Below are 17102 nucleotides of genomic sequence, written 5' to 3'. Positions count from 1 at the left end.
AGCTTGGCAAGGAGGTGTGGGACAAACCACTCGGGGGCAAGATGCCCACACTCGTGGATGCGCATGGAGCGTCGGTCTTGCACAGCATGCCGGTAGCCAGCGCAGTGGCTGCATCGTTGCAACAGCCATCGTCCGAGCCATCCGCCATATCCCAGGCTGCCTGGGCCTCCATGGGGCACGGATGTTGAGGCAACGCTGCGCCTGCTTGGCTTTGAAAAATTAAGCCAAGGCAAAACAGGACGATGGTGACGATGCGCACGGGTGAATGGTAACGGTAGTTGACAACCGGGTGCTCAAGCATCCAAGCCATTCTGGGGTTTTCTGGAGCGGCTCAACCATAGCCACAGGAGGGCGATCGCACCGTAGTTGAGCCACGAAAACCAGGGTGTGTTCCACGCCAGTCCGTCAAAGCCATCTCGCGTGAAAGGGTACAAGACCGGAGAAGGATAGAAGTCGGCTGAGTGGGTAAAGACGTCGATCCCGATATGAAGCCACCAGCCTACCAGCGGCCACCAGAAATGGCCCTTCCATTTGAAGACAACAAAAGTCACCACGCTGGCGACGACTGCACTGTGCATGGTGCAGTGCAGGTGGTGCATGAGTGCCTCGACCACGGGGGGCAATACCGGCTGGTAGTGCGGCAGCGCATGGAAATATGCTTGCAACCTCGACCAGCCCTCAGGTAACACCAGTGCGCCAACGACAATGGGCGTGAGTTGCACCAAGTCTGGGGCCATGGCCAGGCCAACCGTCCAAGCCGTGGTAGTGCGCGGCATTGGGCGTTGCTTGCCTCGCCAACGGCACAGCAGTGCGGCCCACAGACCATGTGCGACGATGTCCACCACTACCTCCTTCGTTCAACCGGCGCAGCAGGAAAGCTGGGCAACATCTTTGCTGAACGTCTGTGCCGTGATTTTGAGCCCTTCGACCATCGTGAGGTAAGGAAACAACTGGTCGGCCAGTTCCTGTACGGTCATCTGGTTCCGGATGGCCAGCGCAGCTGCCTGAATCAATTCGCCTGCTTCCGGCGCTACCGCCTGCACGCCTATGAGCCGCCCCGTGCCCATTTCTGCAACCACCTTGATGAAGCCTCGCGTGTCGAAGTTGGCGAGCGCTCGCGGCACGTTGTCAAGCGTGAGCGTGCGGCTGTCGGATTCGATGCCGGCGTGGCGCGCCATCTGCTCGGAGAGGCCCACGGTGGCGACCTGCGGATCGGTGAACACCACGGTAGGCATGGCAGTCAGGTCTAGAGCAGCTTCGCCGCCGGTCATGTTGATCGCCGCTCGTGTACCAGCCGCCGCTGCGACGTAGACGAACTGGGGCTGGTCGGTGCAGTCGCCGCCAGCGTAAATGCCCGGGGTGCTGGTACGCATGCAGGGGTCGATCTTGATGGCTCCTTGCTTGTTTACTGCCACCCCGGCCGCTTCGAGATGGAGTCTGCTCGTGTTGGGGGTGCGGCCAGTCGCTACCAGCAAGCGGTCGGCGCGCAATTCTCCTTGGTCGGTTCTCAGGACAAACACGCCGTCTGTGTGAGCGACCTCTCTGGCTTGAGTGTGCTCTAGAACCTCGATGCCCTCGGCGCGAAACGCCTCTGTCACCGATTCGCCGATGGTCGGGTCTTCGCTGGAGAACAAGGTGTGGCGGGAAAGTATGGCCACTGTGCTCCCCAGCCGGGCAAAGGCCTGAGCCAGCTCCAGCGCCACCGCCGACGAGCCGATCACAGCCAGACGCTCAGGAATGGTGTCGCTCGCCAGGGCCTCTGTTGACGTCCAGTAAGGTGTGTCATTGAGCCCGGAGATAGGAGGCACCGCCGCACTCGCACCAGTGGCGATCAGGCAGCGGTCGAACAAAACCGTGCGTTCGTCACCGTCGTTTGTACGGACGGCAAGACTCTTGTCATCCTTGAAACGTGCTTCCCCCTGCAGCACAGTGATCGCCGAATGGCCGTCCAAGATGCCCTCGTACTTGGCATGGCGCAGTTCATTGACCCGTGTCTGCTGTTGGGCCAGCAGTCGTGCGCGCAAGACCGTGGGCGGTGTGGGGGGCATGCCGTCATCGAAAGGACTTTCGCGCCGCAGATGGGCGATATGGGCCGCACGGATCAAGATTTTCGAAGGTACGCAGCCGCTGTTGACGCAGGTACCACCGATGGTGCCGCACTCAATCAGCGTTACTCGCGCCCCTCGTTCGGTCGCTTTCAGTGCAGCGGCCATTGCCGCTCCACCGCTGCCGATGATGGCGATGTGCAAGCCTTTTGTGTCGCAAGTGGCATCAAGAATAGTCATGGTCATGGCCTTGGTTCAGTCCAGACAGGCTGCCTCAGCGCTTGACGCTGGATGGGTAGCCCGCATCTTCGGTGGCCTTGGTGAGTTGGAAAATGCTGGTTTTTGCATCGTCAAACGTGACGACTGCTGTCCGTTGCTCGTAGCTGACGTCGACCTTATGCACACCTTTGACCTTGGCTATGGCCATCTTGACCGTGATCGGACACGCTGCACAGGTCATGCCGGGCACAGCCAGCGTCACGGTACTCGTGGCCGCCCATGCGGGTGCCGTGAATGCGGTAACCAGTGCGAGCAGGGCGCTCAAGCGTTTCATGACGATCTCCTTTCAGTAAAAAAGGGGCAGGACATAGGGGAACGCCACGGCCACGGCGACTAGAGCCACCACCACGCAGAAGATGGTCTTGTAGACTCGCTGCGCCCTGGGGGCCGCACAGACCTGGTCCGGCATGCAAGTGGCTTTGAGGCGAAAGATCTGACGCCAGGCGAAGAACAACGCTACGAGTGCGCCGCCAATGAACAAGGGCCGGTAAGGTTCCAGTGCGCTGAGGTTGCCAATCCATGCGCCGGAGAAACCAAGCATCACCAACACCAGCGGACCCAGGCAGCAAGTCGAGGCGAGGATCGCCGCCAGACCTCCAGCGGCCAGCGCACCTCGGCCGCTTCCCGTTCCGGTCATCACGTTCTTCTCTTCAGGGTTATGTTCCATGCGGTAACGTTAAGGCCGTAGTCAAGTACGGAGTCAAACGGCATGTCGAACAATCTGGACCACCTGAGCATCGGAGCTTTCGCGGAGGCGGCAGGCGTCAATGTGGAGACGATCCGCTTTTATCAGCGCAAAGGCCTGTTAGCCGAACCCCAGCGGCCTTATGGCAGTATTCGCCGCTACCGGCAGGTGGATGTGGCCAGGCTGCGGTTTGTGAAAACTGCTCAGAAACTCGGCTTTACGCTGGACGAGATAGGGCAACTGCTGAGACTGGAGGATGGCGCCCATTGCCATGACGCAGCCGAATTGGCGGGGCTGCGGCTGGCCGACGTGCGTGCACGAATTGCCGACCTGCAGCGCATAGAGTCTGTCCTTTCCCGGCTGCTTCAGCAATGCCACAGCAGTAGTGAAAACGTCTCTTGTCCTTTGATCGCTGTGCTACAAGGCACGCCGGTAGGAGCCGCTGGTGCGTTAGACCTATTCTGATGTGGTGCACGGTTCAACGAGGTTTTGGCCAGTGGTAGATGTTTTTGGCATTTCACGAACCATTTCCAGAATGCTGGGCTGAGTAGGTTGCATGCACCAAAGTTGACATAAAGTATGTCGAATCACGGCGAGACTGGAGCATCCATTCTGTTACTTGGCTGGGTGGCCCCATGCGCTCGTCAGGATGGGGCGGCTGTCGGGGCGCGAGCGTGTCAGGTATCGCTGGTCACGCCATCGGAGCCCACGTTGTCGTTCTTCGGTTGACGGCGCTCAAGATACCTGCCACGCCGTATGCCGATCCGGTATGCCAGGAATACCAGGGCAAAAGGTGCCGCACAGACCAAAAAAAAGACCAGCCAGCTGCCGATCATCAAGGCCGTGTGCAGCAGGAAGCCGTGTTCGGCACCGTACATGGGCCTACTCCGTGGGGTTGGACAGTTGGCGGCGCTCGATTTCCCGTGCCACGCCCTCGACCATGGTCTTGACGTTCTGGGCCATCACCGCTGGACCGATCAGTGGGGGCACAGCGAACTCCGGTACCAGCTCTGCACGGTAGCCGACGACCGTCGCATGGTCATGCGGCGCCAAGGTCCAGGCACCGCGCAAGCGCTTGAGGTTCCCGCTCACCAGATCGAAACGGATTTCATTCTCCGGTGTCTCGACAATGCGCGACACGGTCGTGGTGGTGACTTTGAAGAACAGAACACCCGATTCGCCCTTCTGCTCCAGGAGCATGGGCTCGCCCCGGCCGCTCACGATGCGGCTCGACTGCATGCCGGGGACGAAACGGGGCAAATTGTCATAGTCGGTCAGAACCTGCCACGCAAGACGATGGGAGCCTGCAACCTCCATGCGCACGTTGACTTGATAGCCCTCGCCCCATTTCGTGACAGACACCTGGGGCTCTGCCTTGACCGCCGCTGGGTATGAAAGCATCCAGAAATGCACCACGATGATGGCGGCACTCGAAAACTTCATAGACCGCCTGCGATCTTTCAGGATGCCGGCACGATCCGGGTGACGACCATCTTGCCTTGTTGCTGCTCCACCACGAAGCGGACCTTGTCGCCGACCTTGAGATTACTGAGCATGGCGGGTTCGGTCACGGTGAACACCATGGTCATCGGGGGCATGTCCAGGTTCTTGATCTCGCCGTGTTTGATGGTGACCTTGCCTGCTCCGGTGTCGATGCGGCGTACCTCACCCTCGGTCATGTCGGCTGGGGCTGCCATGCCCATCTTGCCGTGGTCCATGGGCATCTGCGCGAACGCCTGGGTGCTGGCAAGGGTGGACGCCGCCAATGCGGCAGCGCTCAGAAAAATGCGAAAGTTCTTCATGGTTGAATCCTGTGCAGGTCGGGCGTGCCAGCTCAGCGGGCCGCGACTTTGACCTGACCTTTCATGCCTGCCTCGTAGTGGCCCACGTGCAGGCAAGCGAAGTGCACAACACCTGCTTTGGTGAAACGCCATATCACCTCACCCTGTTGACCGGGCTTGAGTGAAATCTTGTTCGCTTCCTCGTGTTCCATCCCAGGAAACTTCTTCATCACTTCGTAGTGCTCCTTCAACTCCTGCTCCGTGCCAAGGCTGAACTCGTGCGGCACCTTGCCGGAGTTTTTGATGACGAAACGGATGGTTTCGCCCTTTTTGACGGTCACATCTCCAGGAGTGAAACGCATGTTGTCTGCGGCGTCCACCTGGATGGTGCGGGTGACGTTGGCGGCGATGCCAGGTTCACCTGGGGTCGAGTTGTCATGGCCGCCCGCGTGTTTGCCTGCGGCGAATGCCGTGGATGCGGCCAAAGCCATGGAAGCGAGGAAGAAGGTAGAGGATTTGCTGAACTTCATGCGTGGTCTTTCTGGCAGGGTTGAGGGAGCAGGGGAAAAAAGGGGGAGTGGGTTCAATGCGACATGCCCGGCATGCCTTTGACAGCCTTGGCGTTGGCCGGTGCGCTGGGCGCAGCTGCCTTGGCCGGGGTCGGGGTGGCACCGGTCCATTCATGGGCAACAGTGCCAGGTGGGAACGTGTAGTTGCCAGGGTCCTTGTAGTCCCCGGGTTTCTGGTCCTTGCGTACCTTGAGAACGCTGAGCATGCCGCCCATGCCGATGGGGCCGAACTGGCCATGGCCGGTCATCATCGGCGCGGTGTTCTCGGGAATGGGCATTTCCATGCTTTCCATGTCGCCCATGCCGCGCTCGCCCATCAGCATGTAGTCGGGCACCACCTTCTGGATCTTGCCAATCAGGCCTCGGTGGTCCACACCGATCATGGTTGGCACGTCGTGCCCCATGGCGTTCATGGTGTGGTGGCTCTTGTGGCAGTGGATGGCCCAGTCACCTTCCTCGTCTGCGATGAAATCGAGTTGGCGCATCTGTCCAACAGCGATGTCGGCAGTGACCTCGGGCCAGCGCGCCGCCAAGGGTGTGGGGCCGCCGTCGGTGCCCGTCATCACGAATTCGTGGCCGTGCAAGTGAATGGGGTGGTTGGTCATCGTCAGGTTGCCCACACGCAGGCGCACCCGGTCGCCCAGGCGCACATTGAAGCTGTCGATCCCCGGGAAGATGCGGCTGTTCCAGCACCAGATGTTGAAGTCCGTCATGGTGTTGATCTTGGGCGTGCGGGTACCGGGCTCCACGTCAAAGGCGTTGAGCAGGAAGCAGAAGTCGCGGTCCACGTCGCTGATCAGCGGGTGCTTGGTCTTGGGGTGGGTGACCCAGAAGCCGTGCATGCCCATGGCCATCTGCGTCATTTCGTCGGCGTGCGGGTGGTACATGAAGGTGCCGGGGCGGCGCGCCTCGAACTCGTAGACGAAGGTCTTGCCAGCAGGAATGGCGGGCTGGTTCAAGCCAGCTACGCCGTCCATGCCGGCAGGCAGACGCTGACCGTGCCAGTGAATGGTGGTGTGCTCAGGCAGCTTGTTGGTCACGAAGATGCGCACGCGGTCGCCTTCCACCACTTCGATGGTGGGGCCAGGGCTTTGCCCGTTGTAGCCCCACATGTTCACCACGAAGCCGGGTGCCACCTCGCGCACCACCGGCTCGGCCACCAGGTGGAATTCCTTGACGCCATTGTTCATGCGCCAGGGCAGCGTCCAGCCATTGACTGTGACCACCGGGTTATAGGGGCGCCCGGTGTTCGGTATCAGCGGGGCGGCGGTAGCGGCAGAGGTTTGAATAACCGGCTCGGGCAGCGCTGCCAGAGCTGAACGGGCCACTGCCAAGCCAGCGACCGATGCTGCGGCGCCCGCGAAGAAGCGCCGCCGGGAGGGAATGTTCGTTGTCATGCGTAATAGTCCTCGTGTTGATGCGGATGTGCGGTCAATGACCGGCAGCTGCTGCGGCCTGCTCGCCGCCGCCGAGGGCAACGAAGGCGTCAGGCTGGCCGCCTTGCAGCACCCATTGCAGATCGGTCTCGGCGATCAGGGCGTCACGCTGCGCGCCTATGGCGGCCACCACGGCCTGTGAGCGCGCCCCAACGTCTGCCAGAAGGCCCCAGACGCTTTCGAGCATGCCGTTGTAGCGAAGCTGGGTTTCCTCCCCTATCAGTTCGCGCTGCTTGAGAACGTCGTTCCGGTAACTGCGGTAGATGTCAAGGCTGGCGGCATAGGCTGCGTAAGCCTGCATGGCGTTATTGCCAGCCTTTCTACCTTGTGCTGCTGGCAAGTTGCCTTGTATGGCCGCCAGGCGCACGCGCAGTTCAGCGTCGCTCATCGGCGTTGCGGCGTCGGGCAGGCGGTCTGGCAACGCCACGCTGCTGTGTACCGTGTCAAGTCCCATCGACTTCAGCAGCGCGCGTTCGGCCTGGCTGGCTGCCAGTCGCGCACGCTTGAGCTCCATGCGGGCAGACGACTCGCCCAGAGCCACCTGAGCTTGCTGGTAGCGGCTCCAGTTGCCCACGCTCACCATGCGGCGGCCAAGCTCCGCGGCCGCCTCTGCGGCCGTCACGGCGTCTTCCACTGACTTGAGCGTTTGTCTGGCGGCCACGGCGCTGATCCAGGCCTTGCGTGTGTTCGCTGCCACTTCCAGCACCTCATCGGCACCCTCAATCCTGCGCTGCAGGCTGGGGTCGAGCTCGCCCCAGGCCCCGGCAGCAATGCGCTCCACGTTCTGCTGCCCCAGACGAGCCAGAGGTGAAGCCAGTTCGCGATGGACTTTCCAGGCCGCGCGAATGGCGTCAGGGGCAGAGGGCAGTGCAAATTCTGGCGAGGCACTTTGCGTTGCCGCTTGCGTTGCCATCTGAGCCTTCTCCCAGCGAAGCACATCAGCGTGGCCTCTGGGATATTGGCCAACAATCTCATTGGCTTGCCGCCAGTCTTGCACACCACCGTCCTGAACTTGCGCCTGAACGCCCCAGGGCGCCACCGCCAGACCCAGCGTCAGCATGGGCATCAGTGTTTTCTTCAGCCATCGATGTTTCATCGAAATCGCTCCTATTGATGCAGATCAAACGGGCGAATTCTGAGCAGGTGACACCGACAACAGCCTGTCGACAAGATTACAAATGTGTCATGTTCGCCCGTGGCTGCTTGACCCCAGGCACACTAGAGGGACAGGAAGATCTGCCGTGAAGATTCTCATCGTTGAAGACGAACCCAAGACGGGTGACTACCTGCGCCAGGGGCTGCGCGAGGCAGGGTTCGCCGTGGACCTGGTGACCAACGGCGTGGACGGCCTGCACCATGCGTTGGACGGCGACCACGACCTGGTGATCCTGGACGTGATGCTGCCGGGGCTGGACGGCTGGCAGGTGCTGCAGAACTTGCGCAGCCGAGGGCGGCAGATGCCAGTGCTCTTCCTGACGGCTCGCGACCAGGTGGAAGACCGGGTCAAGGGCTTGGAGCTGGGGGCGGACGACTACTTGGTCAAGCCCTTCTCGTTTGCCGAGTTGCTGGCGCGGGTGCGGACCATCCTGCGCCGGGGCCGCAACGGCGCCGAGAGCACGACCCTGCGGGTGGACGACCTGGAGCTGGACCTGTTGCGCCGCCGGGTCAGCCGCGCGGGCAAGCGCATCGACCTCACGGCCAAGGAATTCGGTTTGCTCGAGTTGCTGATGCGCCGCCAGGGCGAAGTGCTGCCGCGCTCGTTGATCGCATCGCAAGTCTGGGACATGAATTTCGACAGCGACACCAACGTCATCGAAGTCGCGGTGCGGCGCCTGCGAGCCAAGGTGGACGATGGCTTTGATGTGAAGCTGATCCAGACCGTGCGCGGCATGGGTTACGTGCTGGAGAGCCCTGAAACCCGATGAGGTCCATGCGCCTGACCCTGACCGCAAGGCTGACCGTGCTGTTCACACTGGTGGCGGCCTCGGTTCTGCTGGGACTGGGCGTGTTGGTGGCCTGGGCTACAGCCCGCCACTTCGTCGAACTCGACAGGATATTCCTCCACGACAAGGTGCACCTGGTAGAAAAACTCGTCGCTGAAGCCGCCACCCTTGCCGCCTTGAGGGGGGCGCTTGATGACATGCTGGACAGCCACAAGGGGCTGTTTGTGCAGGTCTGGCTGGGGGGCGATCTTATTTATGGCCAACAGGCGCTGACGCAGAACGTCCCCGCTGATTCTCTGGCACCTGGCAGGCTGATGGAGTGGAGCCACGCCGGGCAGGCGCTGCGCGGCGTCGTGGAAGACCTGCCACTCCCCGCAGCGTCGCCATTGGCGTCCACTGCCGATCGGCGAACCTTGCGGGTGCTGGTGGCCTTGGACACCGCGCACCACACCCATTTTCTGGCTGACCTGCGCAAGACGCTGGCCGCCTATCTCCTGGTGGCCACACTGGTCAGCGGTGTGTTGGGCTGGTGGGCTGCCCGCAGGGGGCTGGCGCCCCTGAAGGCGATGCGCGACAGGGCAACCTCCGTCACCTCTCACACCTTGCAGGAGCGCATGCCCGTGGCTTCGGTGCCCGTGGAGTTTGCCGAATTGGCCGCCAGTCTGAATGGCATGCTCGACCGGCTGCAGCAAGACTTCCAGCGGTTGATGGACTTTTCCAGCGACCTGGCGCACGAACTGCGCACCCCTTTGAGCAACCTGCTGACCCAGACCCAGGTGGCGCTTGCGCAGCGGCGCAGTGCCGACGAGTACCGCGACATTCTGGCCTCGAACGCCGAGGAGTTCGAGCGTCTGGCCAGGATGGTCTCGGACATGCTCTTTCTGGCCAAGACGGAAAACGGCATTGACTTGCCCCATCGCGAACGCATCCAGCTGCACCAGGAGTTGCTTGCGCTGTTCGATTTCTACGAAGCCGTGGCCGACGAAAAGCACATCCGGCTGGTGCTGGAGGGGCAGGCCGAAATGGAAGGCGACCGCCTGATGATGCGCCGTGCCATCAGCAACCTGCTGTCAAACGCGCTGCGGCATGCGGATGCCGGGTCAGATGTGGCGGTGCAGGTGGCGTCGAATGGAGGCGCCGTGACGCTGGCGGTCAGCAACCAAGGGCTACCGATAGCACCGGAGGACATCCCGCGGCTCTTCGACCGTTTCTACCGCGCCGACAGGTCCAGGGCCCATCCTGCTTCCGAAGGGGCGGGGCTTGGGCTGGCCATCACCAAGGCGATCGTCGAGTCGCACGGTGGGGCAATAGACGTCCAGTCTCATGCGGGGCAAACGCGTTTCACTATGTTGTTCGACACATCTCTCTAAGAGCCCTGGCATTGACGGTTTCAAGACAGCCATCGGGATAAAAGGGTGGCAGGACCGCTTGACCTTGTCACAGTGGCAACTCCGAGCATTTGGCTACCTCAATCGAAGGAGTCAACATGTCTCATTCACTATCTTTTGATACACCGTCCCCGGGGGGGTGGCGTATTCGTATCGCAGCTGCTGCTGTTGCAGCATTGTTGTCCGCGTGCAAGCCTGCCGTGGAGTCCGCCCAGGCAATGAGCGGATCGCAGGAAGCAGCCGCCGTTAGCGTCCAGGTTGCACGGGTCGTTGAACGTAACGCCGCGCCCGAGTCCACGCACTTGGCAAGGGTGGAAGCCGCCGAGCGCGTGGAAATCCGCCCCCGCGTTGGTGGACAGGTGATCGCGGTCCTGTTCCGCGAAGGCGAGATGGTGTCTGCTGGGCAGGCCCTGTTCAAGCTGGACCCCAGGCCATTCGATATTGCCGTTGATAAGGCAGAGGCCGAGTTGAAGCTGGCTGCGGCTCGCGAACAACTGGCGCGGCAGTCTCACGAGCGCGCGATGGCGCTGATTGTTGAGGAGGCCATTGCTTCCGAAGAAAAGGAACAGCGCGAGTCTGCGCACCGGCAGGCAGCAGCGCAGTTGGCGTCCGCAAAAGCGGCACTTGAAGCGGCTTTGCTAGACCGCGAATTCGCCACTATACGGGCGCCTATTTCCGGAATGGTTGGCCGAGCGTTGGTTACTCAGGGGCATCAAGTGGTTGGTGGTCCAACGCAGACCCCCATGGCGGTGCTGTCATCGTCCGTGCTGCATGTTCATCTGGACATCCCCTATGACGATGCTGCACTCGCCGCGGGTAAAGGTTTGGCGCTGCCGATCAAGGCAAAGCTGCAAACTGCGGGTCAAGACGGCCTCCTGGGCACAGCCACGCTGGACTACCGGGACCCAGAAGTGCAGAGCCAGACCGGTTCAGTCCGGTTGCGCGGCCGTATTGATTCGGATGCGCGCATGCTTACCGCCGGGCAACATGTGTTGGCCATCTTGCAACACCGGAACACGCAGCAAACGCTCTGGATTCCTGACAAGGCCGTAGGCACAGACCAGGGACTGCGCTTCGCAACGGCGTTTCGCCGCCTCACGCTGTACCAACGGCGCCTGTACGACGACGCGTTTCGCCTGCTAGACCCGCGCTGGCGACGCGACATCGTCGACGCGCAGCACGAGGTGGCGGCACTCATTTACGATCGCCTGCGCATCGGCCAGAGCCAGGAAGCCATCGTCGAGCAAGTGCTGGTCGACTGTATCGACGAACGCAGCCCCTACTTCGACACTGCGCGACGCGCCGAAGGGCGGCGCTACGGCGAGGCGATGATCGACAACGCGGTCGACGTGTTCAACGTACTGAACGCCTCTGTCGAGTACTGCGACGAAACGGTGCGCCGCCTGCGCCAGGAGCTCGCCGAAGGACGCCTGTCCGAGGTGCCGGAGGTGCGGCTGTCCGCGCAGGACCAGCAGGAATTCGCGGCCGCCGCGCAGGGCGTGCGGCAGGCGATGGCGCGCGTGCGCTCCGAGATCGAGTCGCTCAAGCGCTTCTATTCACGCTAAGGTCCGCCAGCCTCGGTGCGAGCGCCTGAATGACTGCTTTGATGAGAAAACGTGCCCTGACGGCTCGGCCGTGAACGGCAGCAACCGCTGCAGACTTGCCGGTCACTACTCTGATGGCGCGACAAGGCTGTTCGCTGCTTGAGTTCTTGAAGTCAGAGGCCGGTTGGTACAACGGTTGGTACAACGGGCATTTCAGGCGACACAAAGAAAAACGACTTACAGCCTTGTGAGCTGTAAGTCGTTGTTTTTTATGGTCGGCGTGGCGGGATTCGAACTCGCGACCCCTTGCACCCCATGCAAGTGCGCTACCAGGCTGCGCTACACGCCGTAAGCCTCAAATTATAGCGTGAAATCACACCATTACGGAATCGTTGAGAAGTTTCTTTATGGCGAGCAGTTCCGCGCGCACCTTGCCCCAGTCCAGCGGGCCACTCACCGGCACCGCGATGTCTGTTGGGACGGTGATGTCGGGTGTTTCCGCAACGGCCTGGGCTGTTGTGCCCGCGCGCCGCTGTTCGCGCTCCTGCTGGGCCAGTTCCTGCAGCTTGTTGCGCGCTCCGTTGATGGTGAATCCCTGTTCGTACAGCAATTCGCGGATGCGGCGGATCATCAACACCTCGTGGTGCTGGTAGTAACGCCGGTTGCCGCGCCGCTTCATGGGGCGTAGCTGCGTGAATTCCTGCTCCCAGTAACGCAGCACGTGGGGCTTCACGCCACACAGCTCGCCCACCTCACCAATGGTGAAGTAGCGCTTGGCCGGAATGGGGGGGAGATTGTTCTCCATGAAATCAATGACCTGCGAGGAAAACCATCGAATCTACTCCAAGTTCGCGCCCAATGCAAAGGGCGCGCACTCAGGCCGCTTTCAGCAGGTTCTCCAGTTTCACCGCGTCTGCGCAGAAGGCGCGTATGCCCTCGGCCAGTTTTTCGGTGGCCATGGCGTCCTCGTTCAATGCCAGGCGGAACCCGGGCTCGTCGTAGTGCACCGGCGCCAGGGTCATGTCGCGCGCCGCTTGCGCGTCCAGCCCCTTGGGCAGCGGCGCTTCGCTGGCAGCCAGTTGCGCCAGCAGGTCGGGGCTGATGGTCAGCAGGTCGCAGCCAGCCAGTGCCACGATCTGGCCGATGTTGCGGAAGCTTGCACCCATCACCTCGGTGGCGATGCCGAAGTGCTTGTAGTGGTTGAAGATGTTGCGCACCGACTGCACGCCAGGGTCGTTGGCTCCGGCATTGGCAGCTTCGTCCCACTGGCTGCCCGCCTGCTTCTTATACCAGTCGTAGATGCGGCCCACGAAGGGTGAGATCAGCTGCACCTTGGCCTGCCCGCACGCCACCGCCTGGCAGAACGAGAACAGCAGCGTCAGGTTGGTGTGGATGCCGCGTTGTTCCAGGTGGGCCGCCGCCTGGATGCCTTCCCAGGTGGATGCGATCTTGATGAGCACACGGTCGATGTGCACGCCCTCGGCCTGGTAAAGGTCAATGAGCCGTTCCGCGCGGGCAATGGTGGCTTCGGTGTCGAAGCTCAGGCGGGCGTCCACCTCGGTGGACACGCGCCCGGGCACGATGGACAGGATCTCGCAGCCAAAGCGCACCAGCAGGCGGTCCACCACCTCGTCCATGGGGCGGTTGCCGAAGCGGCGCACCGTGTCCTGCAGCAGCGGGGCGTACTCGGGCTTTTGCACCGACTTGAGGATGAGCGACGGGTTGGTGGTGGCATCGCGCGGCTGGAACTGCGCAAGCTGCAGGAAGTCGCCGGTGTCGGCAACCACCGTGGTGTGTTGTTTCAGGGCTTCGAGCTGGTTCATGGCGGGCGTTGTGTGGGTCAGACGAGGGGAACGGTCATGCGGCGGATGACCTCCGAGGTGTCGGGGCGCACGCCACGCCACCAGGCGAATGCCTCGGCGGCCTGTTCCACGAGCATGCCCACACCGTCGGCCAGGTGGCGCACGCCACTGTTCTTGGCCAGCTGCAGGAAGGGGGTGAGGCCCTTGCCGTAGACCATGTCGTAGGCGAGGCCATCGCGCCCCAGTGCACTGGCCGGAATGGGGGGCAGCTGGGCCGACAGGCTGGCCGATGTGGCGTTGATGACGACATCGAAGGTGGCCTGACCCAGGTCGTCGTAACCCCCGCCCGCCAGCACCTGGGTATCGGCGCCGCCTGCGTGGAAGTCTCGCACCAGGGCCGTGGCCTTGTCCACGGTGCGGTTGGCCACGAAGAGCAGGGCCGGCTGCTCACGCAGGATGGGGAGAATGGCACCACGGGTGGCACCACCCGCGCCCAGCAGCAACACGCGGCGCCCGGCCAGGGGCTGGCTCAGGTTGTGCGTGATGTCGCGCACCAGGCCCGTGCCGTCAAAGTTCTCGGCGTGGCAGCGGTCACCCTCGAACTTGAGCGCATTGGAGGCACCAGCGGCCCGCGCGCTTTCCGACAGGTCGGTGGCGTAGGCGCAGGCGTCGAGCTTGAAGGGCACCGTCACGTTCAGTCCCTTGCCGCCCTCTGCGCGAAAACGGTCCACGGTGGCCGCGAACTGGCCCAGCGGGCCCTCGATGGTGGTGTAGGTCAGGTGCTGGCCGGTGGCCTCGGCAAACGCCATGTGGATGGCGGGGGACTTGCTGTGGCTGATGGGGTTGCCTATGACGGCATAGCGGTCTGCAGATGCGGCGGACATGTTGGACGCAAAGTCGGTGGTGGGCAAACTTCAACATTGTCGCCGATGTGAATGGCGAACCGGATTGAACGCGGAGCCGCAATGGTTTGAATGCTGACGGCGCTGTGTTTCGTTACAGTCGATGCCATGGATACCACCGTTGCACTGCCCTCCTTGTTTGTTTCACACGGCTCGCCGATGTTCGCGCTCGACCCCGGCCAGACGGGCCCCGCGCTGCGTGCCTGCGGTGAAGCTTTGCAGGCCACGCAGCCTCGCGCGGTGGTGGTCATGTCCCCTCACTGGATGGCGCATGATGCCGCCGTGATGGCGGGCGCCCAGCCCGAAACCTGGCACGATTTCGGCGGTTTCCCAGAGCCGCTTTACCGGTTGCAGTACCCCGCTGCCGGTTCGCCGGCCTTGGCGCAAGAAGTTGTGCGGCTGCTGGGGGCGGCAGGCATACCGTCACACGCCGACCCTCAGCGCCCGTTCGACCACGGGGCCTGGGTGCCCTTGATGCACTTGTTGCCGCAGGCCAATGTGCCCGTGGTTCAGGTGGCGTTGCCTGCGTCTTTCGGGCCCAGGGAGGTGTACGCCATGGGGCGGGCACTGCGGGGTCTGCGCGAGCAGGGCGTGCTGCTGGTGGGTTCCGGCAGCATGACCCACAACCTGCGTGAGTTCTTCGGCGGCCGCCCAGAGCAGGACGCTCAAGCCGCGCCCTACGTGGAAGCGTTCAGCCGCTGGGTGGAGGACACGCTCAAGTCGGGCGACCGGGAGCGCTTGTTTGCCTACCGCGAACAGGCGCCGCATGCTGTTCGATCGCACCCGACGGACGAGCACTTTCTGCCGATCTTCTTCGCGCTGGGGGCTGCGGGCTGGGGCGAACCGGGCGGGCCGTTGCCCGACTACCTTACCCGGGAAGTCATGTACAGCTACCTGGCGATGGACGCCTTCGTCCTGCACTGAAGCACAGGGCAAGGGCGCTCAGGACACCCACTTGTTGTTGTCGTCCAGGGTGAAGCCGGTCAGGTCGCCCAGCATGGCTTCACGCAGGTTGTGGATGTCCATGAGCACGTCGAACGGGAAACCGTGCCGGCCGCCCCGGTGGTCGTGCGTGAGTTCGTTGAAGTAGTTCCGCAACCCATCCTTGTCGTCCTTGAGTTCGACCAGATGGTTGACGATGCGCGGGTACTGGCTGGCCAGGGCCGTTGGGAACTTGACGCCCTCGGTGTGGTTCAGGAACTGCTCGGCGCTCGCGGTCAGGGACTCGGGTGTCTCGTTCATGACGGCTCCTCGGCGTAGGTAGCGGCAGTTTACGCCCACCCGCTTTGCCAGGGCAACCCTTGGCGCATGCGCCAAGGGCAGCGTTCAGCACTCCACGATGTTGACCGCCAGGCCCCCGCGCGAGGTTTCCTTGTACTTGACCTTCATGTCTGCCCCCGTTTCGCGCATGGTCTTGATGACCTTGTCCAGGCTGACAAAGTGCGTGCCGTTGCCGCGCAGGGCCATGCGCGCGGCGTTGATGGCCTTGACCGAGGCAATCGCGTTGCGCTCGATACACGGAATCTGCACCAGGCCGCCCACCGGGTCGCAGGTCAGGCCCAGGTGGTGCTCCATGCCGATTTCGGCGGCGTTCTCCACCTGCTCGGGGGTGCCGCCCAGTACCGCGCACAGGGCACCTGCGGCCATGGAGCAGGCCACGCCCACTTCGCCCTGGCAGCCCACCTCGGCGCCGCTGATGCTGGCGTTTTCCTTGTAGAGGATGCCGATGGCCGCGGCCGTGAGCAGGAAATCCACCACACCTTCGTCGGTGGCGCCCGGCACGAAACGCCGGTAATAGTGCAGCACGGCGGGCACGATGCCCGACGCGCCGTTGGTTGGCGCCGTGACCACGCGGCCGCCCGCGGCGTTCTCCTCGTTCACGGCCAGGGCGTACAGGTTCACCCAGTCCAGCACCTGCAGCGGGTCCATCAGGGCCTTTTCAGGGTTGGATGTGAGGTCGCGGTGCAGCTGCGGGGCGCGCCGTTTCACCTTGAAGCCGCCGGGCAGGGTGCCTTCGGTGCGGCAGCCGCGTTCCACGCAGCCTTGCATGACGGACCAGATATGCAGCAGACCCTGGTTCACTTCCACATCGCTGCGCCAGTGGCGCTCGTTCACGCGCATCACGCCAGCAATGGACAGGCTGTGCTCGCGGCAGCGTTGCAGCAGTTCGTCGCCCGTGCGGAATGGGATCGGCAACTGCGTGGCGTCCGGGGCGATCACTTTCTGGCGCTGGCCGTCGGCGGCCACTTCCTCGCTCACCACGAAGCCGCCGCCCACCGAGTAGTAGGTGCGCTCCGCCAGCACGGCGCCGTCCGCATCCCAGGCCGACAGCAGCATGCCGTTGGCGTGGAAGGGCAGGGTCTGGGTGCGGTGGAAGAGCAGGTCTTCCTTGCCATTCCATGCGACGGTGTGCCTGCCCAGCAGGGGCAGGCACTTTTCCGCCTGGATGGCCGCGATGGCTGGCTCGATTTCCTCGATCGGCACGGTCTCGGGCTCATGCCCGCACAGGCCCAGCAGCACGGCCTTGTCGCTGCCATGGCCCTTGCCCGTGGCCCCTAGCGAACCGTAGAGCGCGCAGCGCACCCGCGCCGCCCGTTCAAGCAGACCGGCCGATTGCAAGCCCAGCACGAACATGCGGGCGGCACGCATGGGGCCCACCGTGTGCGAGCTGCTGGGCCCGATGCCGATCTTGAACAGGTCAAAGGCGGAGACAGCCATGGTCCGTTGT

Annotated in this window: 19 protein-coding genes, 1 tRNA gene and 1 pseudogene; 5 read left to right on the top strand and 16 right to left on the bottom strand. The window is 62.9% G+C overall.

Annotated features, from left to right (window positions below; genetic code table 11):
- Window positions 1-293 precede the first annotated feature (293 nt).
- From ACYVHH_RS00575 to merT, 4 genes and pseudogenes are all read right to left on the bottom strand, one after another.
- Window positions 294-842, bottom strand: coding sequence for a hypothetical protein (locus ACYVHH_RS00575; RefSeq protein ID WP_460563044.1), 549 nt, complete (start codon window positions 840-842; stop codon window positions 294-296).
- Between the two features lie 15 nt (window positions 843-857).
- A pseudogene (gene merA, locus ACYVHH_RS00570) lies at window positions 858-2243 on the bottom strand (mercury(II) reductase); the annotation flags it as partial.
- 76 nt (window positions 2244-2319) lie between these two features.
- Window positions 2320-2598: a mercury resistance system periplasmic binding protein MerP gene (gene merP / locus ACYVHH_RS00565; protein ID WP_460563043.1), complete on the bottom strand. Its 279-nt coding sequence runs from the start codon at window positions 2596-2598 to the stop codon at window positions 2320-2322.
- Window positions 2599-2610: 12 nt separating this feature from the next.
- The gene (gene merT / locus ACYVHH_RS00560) at window positions 2611-2961 is read right to left on the bottom strand and encodes a mercuric ion transporter MerT (protein ID WP_460563135.1); all 351 of its coding nucleotides are present in this window, start codon (window positions 2959-2961) and stop codon (window positions 2611-2613) included.
- Between the two features lie 72 nt (window positions 2962-3033).
- Between merT and merR the strand changes: the two genes are divergently transcribed.
- Window positions 3034-3474, top strand: coding sequence for an Hg(II)-responsive transcriptional regulator (gene merR / locus ACYVHH_RS00555; RefSeq protein ID WP_460563042.1), 441 nt, complete (start codon window positions 3034-3036; stop codon window positions 3472-3474).
- 212 nt (window positions 3475-3686) lie between these two features.
- Here merR and ACYVHH_RS00550 read toward each other — a convergent pair whose 3' ends face one another.
- The 6 genes from ACYVHH_RS00550 to ACYVHH_RS00525 are packed head-to-tail and all read right to left on the bottom strand — an operon-like array spanning window position 3687 to window position 7891.
- Window positions 3687-3887, bottom strand: coding sequence for a hypothetical protein (locus ACYVHH_RS00550; RefSeq protein WP_460563041.1), 201 nt, complete (start codon window positions 3885-3887; stop codon window positions 3687-3689).
- 4 nt (window positions 3888-3891) lie between these two features.
- Window positions 3892-4452: an SRPBCC family protein gene (locus ACYVHH_RS00545; RefSeq protein WP_460563040.1), complete on the bottom strand. Its 561-nt coding sequence runs from the start codon at window positions 4450-4452 to the stop codon at window positions 3892-3894.
- A gap of 17 nt (window positions 4453-4469) precedes the next feature.
- Window positions 4470-4811, bottom strand: a complete 342-nt coding sequence (locus tag ACYVHH_RS00540; protein WP_460563039.1) for a copper-binding protein — start codon at window positions 4809-4811, stop codon at window positions 4470-4472.
- Between the two features lie 32 nt (window positions 4812-4843).
- Window positions 4844-5320, bottom strand: coding sequence for a cupredoxin domain-containing protein (locus tag ACYVHH_RS00535; protein WP_460563038.1), 477 nt, complete (start codon window positions 5318-5320; stop codon window positions 4844-4846).
- Between the two features lie 53 nt (window positions 5321-5373).
- The gene (locus tag ACYVHH_RS00530; protein ID WP_460563037.1) at window positions 5374-6756 is read right to left on the bottom strand and encodes a multicopper oxidase family protein; all 1383 of its coding nucleotides are present in this window, start codon (window positions 6754-6756) and stop codon (window positions 5374-5376) included.
- 34 nt (window positions 6757-6790) lie between these two features.
- Window positions 6791-7891: a TolC family protein gene (locus ACYVHH_RS00525; protein ID WP_460563036.1), complete on the bottom strand. Its 1101-nt coding sequence runs from the start codon at window positions 7889-7891 to the stop codon at window positions 6791-6793.
- 145 nt (window positions 7892-8036) lie between these two features.
- On the opposite strand from ACYVHH_RS00525, the gene ACYVHH_RS00520 reads away from it, so the two are divergent.
- From ACYVHH_RS00520 to ACYVHH_RS00510, 3 genes are all read left to right on the top strand, one after another.
- The gene (locus ACYVHH_RS00520; protein ID WP_460563035.1) at window positions 8037-8720 is read left to right on the top strand and encodes a heavy metal response regulator transcription factor; all 684 of its coding nucleotides are present in this window, start codon (window positions 8037-8039) and stop codon (window positions 8718-8720) included.
- Window positions 8721-8725: 5 nt separating this feature from the next.
- On the top strand, window positions 8726-10108 hold the full coding sequence (locus ACYVHH_RS00515; RefSeq protein ID WP_460563034.1) for a heavy metal sensor histidine kinase: 1383 nt from the start codon (window positions 8726-8728) through the stop codon (window positions 10106-10108).
- A gap of 236 nt (window positions 10109-10344) precedes the next feature.
- On the top strand, window positions 10345-11691 hold the full coding sequence (locus tag ACYVHH_RS00510; protein ID WP_460563033.1) for an efflux RND transporter periplasmic adaptor subunit: 1347 nt from the start codon (window positions 10345-10347) through the stop codon (window positions 11689-11691).
- A 251-nt stretch (window positions 11692-11942) separates the two neighbouring features.
- On the opposite strand, the gene ACYVHH_RS00505 is transcribed toward ACYVHH_RS00510, so the two are convergent.
- The 4 genes from ACYVHH_RS00505 to aroE all read right to left on the bottom strand — a co-directional run bounded on the left by ACYVHH_RS00505 (window position 11943) and on the right by aroE (window position 14356).
- Window positions 11943-12019, bottom strand: a tRNA-Pro gene (locus tag ACYVHH_RS00505).
- Window positions 12020-12043: 24 nt separating this feature from the next.
- Window positions 12044-12475 (bottom strand): MerR family transcriptional regulator, encoded by a 432-nt coding sequence (locus ACYVHH_RS00500; RefSeq protein ID WP_460563032.1) that lies wholly within the window; start codon window positions 12473-12475, stop codon window positions 12044-12046.
- Window positions 12476-12545: 70 nt separating this feature from the next.
- Complete coding sequence (gene tal / locus ACYVHH_RS00495; protein ID WP_460563031.1) at window positions 12546-13493, bottom strand: transaldolase; 948 nt, start codon at window positions 13491-13493, stop codon at window positions 12546-12548.
- 17 nt (window positions 13494-13510) lie between these two features.
- Complete coding sequence (aroE, locus tag ACYVHH_RS00490; protein WP_460563030.1) at window positions 13511-14356, bottom strand: shikimate dehydrogenase; 846 nt, start codon at window positions 14354-14356, stop codon at window positions 13511-13513.
- Between the two features lie 126 nt (window positions 14357-14482).
- Between aroE and ACYVHH_RS00485 the strand changes: the two genes are divergently transcribed.
- Entirely contained in the window at window positions 14483-15298 is an 816-nt protein-coding gene (locus tag ACYVHH_RS00485; protein ID WP_460563029.1) for a DODA-type extradiol aromatic ring-opening family dioxygenase, read from the top strand.
- Window positions 15299-15316: 18 nt separating this feature from the next.
- On the opposite strand, the gene ACYVHH_RS00480 is transcribed toward ACYVHH_RS00485, so the two are convergent.
- Window positions 15317-15616, bottom strand: coding sequence for a hypothetical protein (locus tag ACYVHH_RS00480; RefSeq protein WP_460563028.1), 300 nt, complete (start codon window positions 15614-15616; stop codon window positions 15317-15319).
- Between the two features lie 84 nt (window positions 15617-15700).
- Window positions 15701-17092, bottom strand: coding sequence for an L-serine ammonia-lyase (locus tag ACYVHH_RS00475; RefSeq protein WP_460563027.1), 1392 nt, complete (start codon window positions 17090-17092; stop codon window positions 15701-15703).
- Window positions 17093-17102 lie beyond the last annotated feature (10 nt).

This window comes from Hydrogenophaga aquatica (assembly GCF_054780915.1).
This window is presented reverse-complemented; position numbering and strand designations above follow the sequence as displayed.